This is a genomic window from Microbacterium immunditiarum, from assembly GCF_013409785.1.
Classification (GTDB): Bacteria; Actinomycetota; Actinomycetes; order Actinomycetales; family Microbacteriaceae; genus Microbacterium; species Microbacterium immunditiarum.
This window is the reverse complement of the sequence record NZ_JACCBV010000001.1, coordinates 343929-356103: the sequence shown is the minus strand read 5'-3', so window position 1 is coordinate 356103 and position 12175 is coordinate 343929. Positions and strand designations below refer to the sequence as shown.

Below are 12175 nucleotides of genomic sequence, written 5' to 3'. Positions count from 1 at the left end.
AGAAGAGAGGCAATCCCGTGCTGAACCTCACCAGACGCCGTGTCGGCATCGCCGCCGCGCTCGCGGGCGCGGTGCTCGTGGCATCCGCCTGCAGCGCCGGCGGCTCATCCGGAGGCGACGAAGGAGGCGACGGCGCCAAGCACGACTACGTGCAGGCGATCGCCGCCGATCCCGAGTCGTTCAACGCCCAGCTCACCAACGGCGCGACGCCCTTCATGTTCGCCGCGCAGGTCTTCGACACCCTCATCCGCCTGAGCCCCGACTACAAGCTGACGCCGGGACTGGCCGAGACGTGGGACGTCAGCGAGGACGGCCTGCAGATCACGTTCCACCTGCGCGAGGGCGTCACGTGGCACGACGGCGAGCCGTTCACCGCCGAGGACGTCAAGTTCAACCTCGACGAGATCGTCGAGCTGCAGACGTTCGGGGCGGCGCTCGCCGCTCGCATCGCGAACGTGGAGGTCGAGGACGAGCAGACCGTGGTGGTCGACTTCTCGGAGCCGTACGGTCCCGCGATCGAGACGCTCGCCGGCCAGTACATGCTGCCGAAGCACGTCTACGAGGGCACCGACTACGTGACCAACCCCGCCAACATGGCGCCGATCGGCACGGGCCCGCTGCGCTTCGTGTCGTTCGAGTCGGGCAAGGAGGTCATCTTCGAGGCCAACCCGGACTATTGGGACGGAGAGGTCAAGGTGGGCCGCGTCATCTACCCGGTGATCGGCGACCCGAACAGCCGCGCGCTCGCGCTGTTCAACAACGAGATCGACCAGGCGTCGCTCGACCCGGGCCAGCTCGACCAGATCCCGGGGCACGACGACGTGCTGCAGATGCCCAGCGGCCAGTTCCCGCAGGACATCACGATCATGTTCAACGCGGTCAGCGGTCCGCTGCAGGACGCCGAGGTGCGCAAGCTCGTCTTCGCGGCGCTCGACCGCGAGGCGATCACCGAGGTCGCGCTCGGCGGCCGCGGCACGCCCGCCGAGACGTTCTTCCCCGAGGAGCTCGACTGGGCGGTGAACGACGACGTCCAGTTCTCGGAGGAGTACCCGCACGACGTCGACGCGATCAACGCGGCGCTCGACGAGCTCGGGTACCCGCGCGGGTCGGACGGCACGCGCTTCACGCTCAAGACGCGCTACATCAGCGAACTGAGCGAGGTGGCGTCCACGACCGAGCTCGCGCAGTCGCAGCTGCAGGACATCGGCGTCGGCCTCGACCTCGATGCCAGCCAGTCGGCCGTCTTCACCGACAAGGTCTACAAGGAGAGCGACTTCGAGCTCGCCTTCCTGCGCTCGACGCTGGGCTCCGACCCGAGCACCGGCATCGTGCGCTGGTACGACTGCAACCCCGACCGCAACGCCGCGTCGAACCCGTCGGGAATCTGCGACGACGAGATCCATGAGGCGGCTCTCGGCGCCCTGAGCACGAGCGACCGCGAGGTGCGCGGCGAGCACTTCCGCGCCCTGCAGGAGCGCGCCGCCGAGCTCATGTTCTACGCGCCGCTCGCGTGGTACACGGGCCACATGCCGGTCATCAACACGTCGCGCTGGGCCGGGCAGGACGAGCCGGTGCCCGCGACGAACCTCATGCCGTGGACGACCATGGAGTGGATCGGCGGCTGAGCAGACCGCGACCCCGCCCGTCGGTTCGCGCCGGCCGGGCGGGGTCGCGGATCCGCTTTCCGTCGAGCGGAACAGCCGGCGCCCGACTCGGACGTTCCGCGTTCAATGGACCACGACAGCGTGAACCGCGCGGACGGTCGCGACGACGGAGGTCGCGAGGAGGACGGATGAGCGCGCCACAGCCGAGCGATCGGCAGAAGCTGACGGCGGCGGGACGGGTTCTCGCGCTGCTGGACGTGTTCTCGCGGGGGAGCGGCTCGCACACCCTGACCGAGATCAGCCGCCAGTCCGGCCTGTCGCTCACGACGACGCACCGGCTCGTGCGCGAGCTGGTCGCGTGGGGCGGCCTCGAGATCGACGAGACCGGCCACTACCGCCTCGGTGCGAAGATGCTGAGCCTCGCGACGTCGTCGACGAGCGGCATGCAGCTGCGCGAGAAGGCGCTGCCGCACCTCGCCGACATCCATCGCCGCACCGGACGCACCGTGCTCCTCGGGGTGCGCGACGGCGCGCACGTCATGTACCTCGAGGCGCTCCGCCCGCACGCGAACTACACGGGCCAGAACCGCATCGGCGGGCGCCTCCGGCTGCACGCGGGCGCCGTCGGACTGGTCCTCCTCGCGTACGCCGCCGACGAGGTCGTGGAGGAGTACGTCGAGAACCCGCTCAAGCGGTACACCGCCCACACCATCGGCGACGCCGACGAGCTGCGCCGCACGCTCTCCGAGGTGCGCGACAACCGGTACGCGATCGCGCCCCGGTCGCTCACCATGGCCGCGGGATCCGTCGCCGCGCCGATCGTGAACGCCGACGGAGACGTCGAGGCGGCCGTCGGAATGGTCTACCTCGTCGAGCGCGACGACCCGCAGCGCTTCGTGGAGCTCGTGCGCTCCACCGCGTCACGCATCTCGCGCAGCATCCTGCAGCGGCCGGGTCCCCCGTCGCCCGCGAGCGTCGTGTTCCTGCGTCGCGAGAGCAGCCCCGACTGACCTTCCGCGGCGCGGAAGCGGGCCGTGCGGCATCCGCCTCTCTCGTTCCATAGTGGGTCGCGACGGAAGGGGAGGACCCACATGGCTTCCACGATCGCGTCGACGATCATCGACCCCACGGTCAGCAGCAGCGTCTCGACGAACAGGGGACGGATGCCGCGTGCCGCCCGCTCCGTGAGCCTCGCGGGCGTCCGCGTCGGGCTGCTCGAGAACACGAAGCGCAACGCCGCGGACCTGCTCGACGGCATCGGCGAGTCCCTCGTGCGCGACCTCGGCGCGGCCGAGCTCGTGCGCAGGACGAAGAAGCAGTTCGCGCTGCCGCTCACGGACGAGGTGCTCGCGGAGCTGTCGGAGTCGTGCGATGTCGTCGTCGTCGGGGTGGGGGACTGCGGCTCGTGCAGCGCCGCGGCCGTCGCCGACGGCATCGCGCTCGAGCGCGCGGGGATCCCGACCGCGGTGATCTGCACCGAGGCGTTCGCGTCGACCTCCCAGGCGATGGCTGACCTCAAGGGCGACCCCGGGTTCCCGTACATCCTCACGGAGCATCCGGTCGCGAATCTCGACGCCGGTCAGCTCGCCGACCGCGCCGCCCAGCTCGTGGACGACGTCGCCTCACGCCTCACGGCCGCCGGCGACGCCGCTCCCGTGCCCGCGCCGCGCGCCGCCGACCGGGCCCTGAGCGTCCCCGTATGACCTCCGTCGACGCGCGCCCGCTCGACCCCGCGACGGCGACGGAGGTCGCCGAGCACATCTATGCGAGCGGCTGGACCGACGGCCTGCCGGCGCTCCCCGCGACGGAGGAGATCGTGGAGCGCTTCCTCGCGGAGACCGACCGCGACCCCGACGACATCGTCGCGCGGCATCTCGCGCTCGACCGCGTCGTCACGGTGCGCGACGTCGCGGTGCACGCGATCATGGCCGGCTGCCTGCCCGAGTACTTCCCGGTCGTGCTCACGGCGTGGGACGCCCTGACCGCCGACCGCGCCGCGAACGGCGGCGCGTGGCAGAGCACGAGCGGCCCCGCGCCCCTCGTCATCGTGAACGGACCGCTGCGCGAGAAGCTCGACGTCAACAGCGGCGGCGGTGTGCTGGGTCCGGGTTTCCGGGCGAACGCGACGATCGCGCGCGCGATCGGGCTCACGGTGCGCAACGGCTTCGGCATCCGGCCCCACGGCTTCGAGCAGGCGACGCAGGGACTTCCCGGCCGCTGGACCATGGGCATCGCCGAGGCCGAGGAGGCGAGCCCATGGGAGCCGTTCTCGGTCGACGGCGGACTTCAGCCCGGCGAGGACGCGGTGAGCGTCATGCTGCTGCGAACGTGCGAGTTCGTCGACAACCGCCACTTCACCGACCCCGTGCAGGTGCTGCGCGACTTCGCCGACACGATCCAGCGGTCGGGCTCGTGGATCTTCCGCCACTCGTGCGTGGGCATCCTGATGAACCCCGACCACGCGCGCGTGCTCGCCGAGGCGGGCATGTCGAAGCAGGACGTGCGCGAGTGGCTCGTCGCCCACTGCGGCAAGACCGAGGCGGAGCTCGCCGCTGTCGGCAAGGGGCTGAGCCGACTGCCGGACGGGCCGTTCGAGCCGGATCACTTCCACCCGGTGTTCGCGGATGCCTCGCCCAAGAGCCTCCCGATCATCGTCGCCGGCTCGCCCAACGCCGCCATGTCGATGGTGTTCCGCGTCTTCGGGGAGTGGTCGGGCCGCTCGTTCCCCGTGCGCTGAGCGCGGCATCCGCCGATTTCCGTCTTCCGCCCGGCGGAGGAGCGCGCCCGCGCGCCGGAGCGATCGACCACGATGAACCCGAGGAGGATCACACCGCATGACTGACGACACCGAATGGGTCACCCCCGTCCAGGATCCGCTGGCGACGCAGACCGAGCCGTGGCTCACCGACAAGGTGGCCGTGGTCGCAGGAGGGGGCCTCAGCGGCCCTGAGGGCGGCGTCGGCTTCGCGATGGCGTGGCTCTACGCACGCAACCGCGCGAAGGTCGCGATCCTCGACAACGACCCGCGCGCGGCGGAGCGCACGGTGAAGGCCCTGCGCGAAGCCGGCACCGAGGCCGAATCGTACATCGTCGACCTCACGAACGACGCCGCCGTCAAGACCGTCGTCGACAGCGTGTACGAGCGCTTCGGCCGCATCGACGTCGTCGCCGACTCGATCGGCGGTGCAGGCATCGAGGGCATCTTCGAGACGAGCGTCGAGGCGTGGGACTTCGCGATGGAGCTCAACCTCAAGTCCGCGTGGTACCTGCTGCGGCACGCGCAGAAGCACATGACCGAGGGCGGCGCCGCTGTGCTCATCTCCTCGGGGGCCGCTGAGGGCCGCGGCCCCGGGCTGCCCTACAGCATCGCGAAGGCCGCGCTCGAGAAGCTCGCGCAGGGCGCCGCCGGAACGCTCGCGCCGCGCCGCATCCGCGTCAACGCCGTCCGCGTCGGCATGATCTGGGGCGCCTTCGCCGCCAAGGGAATGAGCGAGGAGCAGCGTGAGATCCGGCGCCAGAACGTCGCGATGGGCGTCGAGGGGAACAACTGGGACATCGCGAGCGCCGCGCTGTTCCTCACGACGGATGCCTCGCGCTGGGTCACCGGGCAGGTGCTCGCCGTCGACGGCGGCGGCTTCGCGATGCGCTTCGCCGGCGCCGCCGGCCAGAAGAAGGAGTGAGCCCGAAGAAGGGCTGAACCCAGGAGCCCTCGTCCGCGGCGTCAGCGCGCTGCGTGCGAGGGCTCCGGCTCGTGTGCGGGCGACGTCTCGCCGTCTTCGAGGGCCGCGTCGAGCAGCTGGGCTTCGCGCAGCTTCTCCAGCATGCCGGTGAGGAGCTTGTTGAGCTTGCGCACCTCGGATTCGGGCATTCCCTCGAGGATGATCTCCTGCCCGCGCATCGAGACGGGGAGCATGAGGTCGTGCATGCGCGCGCCGGCCTTCGTGAGGCACATCGGTCGTGAGCCGCGCGGACCATCGAGCAGGACGATGAGCCGGCGCGCGACGAGCGTCGACACGCTCTTGGACACGACCGCCTTGTTGACGCCGATGAAGTCCGAGATCTCGGTCGCCGAGATTCCGGGCCGCAGGGCGACGGCGGAGATGACGCGCCAGTCGTTCGTGCCGAGGCCGAACCGGCGGCGGAGCTCGGTCGACTCGCGCCACACGAGCGCGTTCGAGAGCAGCGCGAGCAGGCGCGGTGTGAAGCCCTCGGGGTCGATGACGTCCTCAAGCGGTTCGGTGACGATATCTTCCCCGGCTGCGCTGTCGATCTCGCGCTCGCTGGTCATGCCGCTCCCTTTCGGCGCATCACGGCGCCTGCGTCTGTGAGAAGTTTTCCAGAAAGAGGCGGGATCCGACCGCTGTGGACGGATCCCGCCTCGAAGGTCCCGGTCGGTCAGTGCGCCATCGCGGCGAGCGCCTCCGGGTCGAGCACCGCGATCGAGCGGGTGTCCTGGAACGCCCGGATCCCCTCGATGCCCTGCTCGCGACCGATGCCCGACTGCTTCATGCCGCCGAAAGGCGCACGCAGGTCGCAGCGGGTCGCACCGTGGTCGTTGACCCAGACGTAGCCGCACACGAGCTGCGAGCCCACGCGCTGCGCCGCCGCGGGGTCGCCCGTCCACACCGAGCCGCACAGTCCGGCCCACGTGTCATTGGCCGCGCGGACGGCCTCTTCTTCGGTGTCGAACGGGATGACCGGGATGACCGGGCCGAACTGCTCCTGCGTCACGACGCGCAGCGACGGGTCGGGGTCGATGACGATCGCGGGGCGGAGGAAGTTGCCGCCGGCGAGGTCGCCGCCGGGCAGCTCCCCGAACTCTCGGACGTCGGCGCCCGAGTCCTTCGCCTCCTGGATGATGTCCTCGACGAACGCCTTCTGCGCGGGCGAGTGGAGGGGCCCCATCGTCGTTCCCTCGTCGAGCCCGTAGCCGAGCTTGACGTTGCGCAGGCGTGCCTCAAGGCCCGCGACGATCTCGTCGAGGCGCGAGCGATGCACGTAGATGCGCTTGGCGTTCATGCAGATCTGGCCGGTCGTGTCGTAGATCGCGGCGAACAGCCGGTCGAGGTGCGCGTCGTCGATGATGGCGTCCTCGAGGAAGATCGCCGCGTCGTTGCCGCCGAGCTCGAGCGTCACTCGCGTGAGCGAGGCGGAGGCCATCTCCATGATCCGCTTGCCGCCGTTGACCGAGCCGGTGAAGCAGACCTTCGCGACGTCGGGGTTCTGGATGAGGCCGGACATGTTCTCGTCCTTGCCGCTGATGACGTTGAGCACACCGGCGGGGAGCTTCTCGGCGACACGCTGCACGAGGCGGGCCGTCGCGAGCGGCGTGGTCGGCGGAACCTTGACGATGACCGTGTTGCCGGCGAGCAGCGCGTGCGGCAGCGACGCCGCGAGGATCGCGATCGGCCAGTTGAACGGCACGATGATCGTCACGACGCCGAGCGGCTGGAAGGCCACCTCGGTGTTGACGGGGATCGCGCCGGGGATCGCCGGAAGCGTCTTGGACTGCTCGATCTCATCCTTCAGCATGAGCGCGAGGTTCCACCGCAGCTCGAACACGAGCGCGTCGACCCACGCCTCCATGCGGACCTTGCCGTTCTCCTGCGAGAGGATCGCGGCGTCCGTGTCGCGGTCGTCCGCGATGCCCGCGATCGCGTCGGCCATGGCCTTCGCGCGCTCCTGCGGGCCGAGCGCGGCCCACGCGGGGTAGGCGGCCTTGGCCGCGGCGACGGCATCCGCCACGTCCTGCGGCGTCGCCGACGCCGCCTCGCCCACGATCACTCCGGGCTTTCCGGGGTCTGCGACCTTGAGCACTTCGTCGGTGAACCGCTCCTCACCGCCGATGAACAAGCCCGTCCGCACGGCCGTGGCCGTGTCCACTGTCTGCGACATCGAATGCACCTCTCTGTGACGTGTCGTGCGGCTCGCTCCAAGCTCGCCGTCTGTAAACAAGTTTAGGTACGTTCCTGTTTACATGTAAAGCAGACGGTGCTACCGTCCTGATCTACATCACCCGCATCGGTGCGGGAGATCTGGGATCGAAGAGTCGACGAGGACCTGGCGAAACGGATGCCTCGTCGGCGTCGGAGTCATCGACGAGGAGGCAAGCGATGGGCCGGACACCCCTGGCCGGAACCGAGCAGCGGCACAGCGTGCAGGAGCTCGAGGATCTCGCGTTCGAGCTGCGGCAGAAGCTGCTGCACCTGTGCGGCACGTACGAGGGCGCGGTCCACATCGGCGGCGATCTGTCGGCCGCCGACATCTTCACGGCGCTCTTCCACTACGGGCTGAACGTCGATCCGAGCGACATCGCGAACCCCGAGCGCGACCGCTTCGTGCTGAGCAAGGGGCACGCCGCGGTGTGCATGTACATCGCGATGGCCATGCGCGGCTTCTTCTCGTACGAGGGCATCGTCCAGACGTACGGCCAGCTCGACAGCGCGTACGGCATGCACCCGTGCAAGGTGCAGCTGCCCGGTGTCGAGTGCTCGACCGGCTCGCTCGGCCACGGGCTCCCGCTCGCGGTCGGCATGGCGCTGAGCGCGCGGCACCGCGGCGACGACCACCGCGTGGTCTGCCTGCTCGGCGACGGCGAGACCGGCGAGGGCTCGGTGTGGGAGGCGGTCATGGCCGCCCGCAGCAACCGCCTCGGCAACCTCGTCGCGTTCGTCGACCGCAACCGCCAGCTCATGACGAGCTTCGCCGAGGAGCGCGTCTCGTTCGAGCCGTACCCCGACAAGTGGCGCGCCTTCGGCTGGAACGTCGTCGAGATCGACGGCCACGACATGTCGCAGCTCGTCGCCGCGATCGACGCGCTGCCCGACACCGACAGCGACACGCCGACGGTCGTCATCGCCGAGACCGTCAAGGGCAAGGGCGTCGACTTCATGGAGCGCAACCTCGCGTGGCACGCGGGATCGCTCGGTGCCGAAGACCTCGAACGCGCCCTCGCCGCGCTCGCCGCCTCGCGTGAGAAGGAGACCGTCTGATGCCTGTGACCTTCACTTTCGGAGAGATGCTCTCGGCGCGATCCGTCATCGGATCGACGCTCGCCGAACTCGGCGCGGACTATGACAACCTGTGGGTGCTCACCCCCGACATCGGCGCGACGCTCGTCGAGTTCCGCGACACGTACCCCGAGCGCTTCCTCGACGTCGGCCTCGCCGAGCAGGCGTGCGTCGGCATCGCCGCCGGCCTCGCGTACGACGGCAACATCCCCGTCGTCTCGGGCATGCTGCCGTTCCTCTCGATGCGCGCGCTCGAGCAGATCCGCACCGACGTCTGCTACCCGAACCTGCCCGTCAAGATCATCGGCACGCACGGCGGCCTGGTCGGCAACGGCGGCTCGACGCATTACGCCGTCGAGGACCTCGCACTCATGTGCGCGCTCACGAACATGACGGTGACCTCGATCGGCGACCCGCTCATGGTCGGCGAGATCATCCGCCAGTCGATGACGATGCAGGGCCCGATCTACATCCGGCTCGCGGTCGGCAAGAAGGACATGGTGCTCTACGAGCCCGGCCAGCACAAGGTCCGCATCGGTAAGGGAATCATCGCCCGCGAGGGCACGGATGCCACGATCTTCACCCACGGCACGACGGTCGCCCAGGCGCTCCAGGCCGCGGAGGAGATCGCGAAGGACGGCCGATCGGTGCGCGTCGTGGACATGTTCACGCTCAAGCCCATCGACGAGGAGCTCATCCTCCGGTGCGCGGAGGAGACGGACGGCCGGTTCGTCGTGCTCGAGGACCACCTCGCGTACGGCGGCCTCGCGTCCCGCATCGCGGACGTGCTCGCCGACCGGGGCGTGTGCCTCACGGCGTTCGAGCGCCTCGGCATCCCGCAGGTCTACGCGGGCTTCGGTGAGGACGAGCAGCTGCGCGACAAGCACGGCTACGGCCTCAAAGACACGATCGCCGCCACGCGGCGCGTCCTCGCCGCATCCTGACCGGCCCGAGCTCACCGGAGAGGCGAATGAGAACAGTCGCTGTCACGAAGATCGGGAGCCTTCGCGATCCCGACGAGAGCACGCGCGGGCGCGTCGGCGTCGTGGACTTCCCCGAGCAGCCGCTCGGTCCCGAGGACGTGCGCATCCGCGTCGCGTACGCCGCGATCTGCGGGTCCGACCCGCACCTGGCCGAGGGCTTCTTCGGCACGGACGTGCCGATCGGGCTCGGTCACGAGCTGTCGGGCGTGGTCGAGGCGCTCGGCGAGCGCGCGATCCGCAACGGCTTGCGGGTCGGCGACCGGGTCGCGGGCAACTTCCTGCGGTTCTGCGGCACGTGCCGTCCGTGTCAGGAGGGCAGGCAGCAGTTCTGCGAGAACATCCAGGAGTACAACCGCCCCGGCATGGCCGAGACGGTCACGTGGCACGAGTCGCAGGTGTACAAGCTGCCCGACAGCGTGTCGCTCCTGAAGGGGTGCCTTCTCGAGCCGACGTCGGTCGCGGTGCGCATCGCCGACAAGACGAGCATCAAGGTCGGCGACCGCGTCGCGATCTGCGGCGGCGGCCCGATCGGGCAGCTCGCGCTGCAGGTGCTCAAGATGCACGGGGCGACCTCGCTCACGCTCATCGAGCCGATCGCGGATCGCCGCGAGATGGGCCTGCGTCACGGCGCCGAGCACGTGATCGACCCGGTCGCCGAGGACCAGCGGGCCCGCGCCGACGCGATCACGGGCGGCCGCGGCTACGACGTCGTCGTGGACGCGTCGGGCTCGCCCCGCGCCGTGCGGGGGCTGCTCGACATCGCGGCGAAGGGCGGGACCGTCGTCTACGGCGCGATGTATCCCGAGACGTTCGAGATGCCGCTCAACCTGTCGGACTACCTCTACCTCAAGGAGCTCACGCTGACGGGCGTCTTCGTGTCGCCGTACGCGTTCCCGCGGGCGCTGCAGATCCTGCCGCACCTCGACGTGGACGAGCTGACGCGGGCGGTGTTCCCGCTCGAGAGCGCCGTCGAGGCGTTCGAGGCGCACGTGTCGGGCGAGCACCCGAAGGTCGTGATCCGGTGCAACGAGCTCGAGGCGGTGTCGTCGTGACGATCACCGAGGAGGGGCCGTCGGTCGTGGTAGAGGCCCCGCCGGCGCTCGAGGCCGTCGATGTCGTCAAGAGCTTCGACGGAGTGCACGCGCTCAAGGGCGTGCGGCTGTCGGTGCGGCCGGGCGAGATCCATGCGCTCCTCGGCGAGAACGGCGCCGGAAAATCGACGCTCATCAAGGTCGTCACGGGCCTCTACAGCCCCGACTCCGGCGAGATCCGGCGCGCGGGCGAGACGGTGGAGTTCGCCAACGTGCGCGCCGCGCACCAGGCGGGGGTCGTCGCCCTCTACCAGGAGCTGTCGATCGTGCCCACGATCTCGGTCGCCGAGAACGTGCTGCTGGGCGAGCAGCTGCCCAGCCGCGCCGGCATCGTGAACGGGCGCGCGCTGCGCCGCCGCGCGGGCGAGCAGCTCGCGCGGCTGCAGCAGAAGATCCCGTTGCGCAAGCTCGCGGGCGACCTGTCGCCCGTGCAGCAGACGATGGTGGCGGTCGCGCGTGCCCTTGCGACGGATGCCCGCGTGCTCATCCTCGACGAGCCGACGGCGGCGCTCACCGAGACCGAGATCCGCGAGGTGTTCGCCGTGCTCCGGGCGCTGCGCGAGGAGGGCGTCGCGATCGTGTACGTGTCGCACCGCCTCGAGGAGGTCTTCGAGCTGTGCGACCGGCTCACGATCATGCGCAACGGCGAGACGATCGTGACGAAGGACGTCGCCGACACGACGATCGACGAGGTGATCTCGACGATGGTGGGCCGCTCGGCCGATTCGCTGTACCCCGAGCGGGGCACGGCGACCAAGGAGGTCGTGCTCACGGTCGAGCACCTCGACGGCCGCCGCGTGAAGGACGTCTCGTTCGAGGCGTACGCGGGGGAGGTGCTCGGCATCGGCGGGCTCGCGGGATCGGGTCGCAGCGAGCTGCTGCGGATCCTCGCCGGCGCGCAGGGCCACAAGGGCGGCACGATCAAGGTCGGCGGGGTCCCGCTGCGGCGCCGATCGGCGGTCGGGAGGATGCTCGACTCGGGCGTCGCTCTCGTCCCGGAGGAGCGCCGCAGCCAGGGCGTGCTGCTCGGAACGTCGATCCAGGAGAACATCGCGCTCGCGAACCTCGGATCGGTGAGCCGCGCCGGGCTCGTCTCGGGGCGGCAGATCGCTCAGATGGCCAAGCGCGGCATGGGCGACCTGCAGATCAAGGCGCGCGGTCCCAAGCAGCCGGTCGGCGAGCTGTCGGGCGGCAACCAGCAGAAGGTCGTGCTCGCCAAGATGCTTGCGCGCCGCCCCAAGGTCCTGCTCATGGACGAGCCGACCCGCGGCATCGACGTCGGCACGAAGGCCGAGATCTACCGCCTGATCCGCGAGCTCGCGGCGCAGGGAACAGCCGTCATCGCGGTCAGCTCGGAGCTGCCCGAGCTCATCGGAATGAGCGACCGCATCCTCATCATGCACGAGGGCTCGATCTCCGGGGAGGTCGCCGCGGAGGGCGCCGACGACGAGATCCTCCTCTCCTACGCCTACGGAAGGTCGGAGTGA

11 protein-coding genes are annotated in these 12175 nt (G+C 70.1%); 9 read left to right on the top strand and 2 right to left on the bottom strand.

The genetic code is table 11. The features are described 5' to 3' along the window. Nucleotides 1-17: 17 nt before the first annotated feature. From BJ991_RS01620 to BJ991_RS01600, 5 genes are all read left to right on the top strand, one after another. A complete protein-coding gene (locus BJ991_RS01620) occupies nt 18-1625 on the top strand; it encodes an ABC transporter substrate-binding protein (RefSeq protein WP_179486877.1) in 1608 nt (535 codons plus the stop codon). Between the two features lie 167 nt (nt 1626-1792). Further along, on the top strand, nt 1793-2614 hold the full coding sequence (locus tag BJ991_RS01615) for an IclR family transcriptional regulator (protein WP_179486874.1): 822 nt from the start codon (nt 1793-1795) through the stop codon (nt 2612-2614). An 81-nt stretch (nt 2615-2695) separates the two neighbouring features. Continuing rightward, on the top strand, nt 2696-3307 hold the full coding sequence (locus BJ991_RS01610) for a UGSC family (seleno)protein (protein ID WP_179486872.1): 612 nt from the start codon (nt 2696-2698) through the stop codon (nt 3305-3307). Further along, nucleotides 3304-4341, top strand: coding sequence for a hypothetical protein (locus BJ991_RS01605; RefSeq protein ID WP_179486870.1), 1038 nt, complete (start codon nt 3304-3306; stop codon nt 4339-4341). Before BJ991_RS01610 ends, BJ991_RS01605 begins: the two co-directional genes overlap by 4 nt. Nucleotides 4342-4438: 97 nt before the next feature. Then, on the top strand, nt 4439-5284 hold the full coding sequence (locus BJ991_RS01600) for an SDR family NAD(P)-dependent oxidoreductase (protein ID WP_179486868.1): 846 nt from the start codon (nt 4439-4441) through the stop codon (nt 5282-5284). 41 nt (nt 5285-5325) lie between these two features. Here the strand turns inward: BJ991_RS01600 and BJ991_RS01595 are convergent, their stop codons facing one another. Both BJ991_RS01595 and BJ991_RS01590 read right to left on the bottom strand, forming a co-directional pair. Beyond that, complete coding sequence (locus tag BJ991_RS01595) at nt 5326-5892, bottom strand: MarR family winged helix-turn-helix transcriptional regulator (RefSeq protein WP_179486866.1); 567 nt, start codon at nt 5890-5892, stop codon at nt 5326-5328. A gap of 107 nt (nt 5893-5999) precedes the next feature. After that, nucleotides 6000-7499, bottom strand: a complete 1500-nt coding sequence (locus BJ991_RS01590; RefSeq protein WP_179486864.1) for an aldehyde dehydrogenase family protein — start codon at nt 7497-7499, stop codon at nt 6000-6002. A 218-nt stretch (nt 7500-7717) separates the two neighbouring features. Between BJ991_RS01590 and BJ991_RS01585 the strand changes: the two genes are divergently transcribed. The 4 genes from BJ991_RS01585 to BJ991_RS18745 are packed head-to-tail and all read left to right on the top strand — an operon-like array spanning nt 7718 to nt 12175. After that, complete coding sequence (locus BJ991_RS01585) at nt 7718-8596, top strand: transketolase (RefSeq protein ID WP_179486862.1); 879 nt, start codon at nt 7718-7720, stop codon at nt 8594-8596. After that, nucleotides 8596-9558, top strand: coding sequence for a transketolase family protein (locus BJ991_RS01580; protein WP_179486860.1), 963 nt, complete (start codon nt 8596-8598; stop codon nt 9556-9558). Before BJ991_RS01585 ends, BJ991_RS01580 begins: the two co-directional genes overlap by 1 nt. A gap of 26 nt (nt 9559-9584) precedes the next feature. After that, complete coding sequence (locus tag BJ991_RS01575; RefSeq protein WP_179486858.1) at nt 9585-10649, top strand: zinc-dependent alcohol dehydrogenase; 1065 nt, start codon at nt 9585-9587, stop codon at nt 10647-10649. Continuing rightward, nucleotides 10646-12175, top strand: coding sequence for a sugar ABC transporter ATP-binding protein (locus BJ991_RS18745; RefSeq protein ID WP_343048598.1), 1530 nt, complete (start codon nt 10646-10648; stop codon nt 12173-12175). Before BJ991_RS01575 ends, BJ991_RS18745 begins: the two co-directional genes overlap by 4 nt.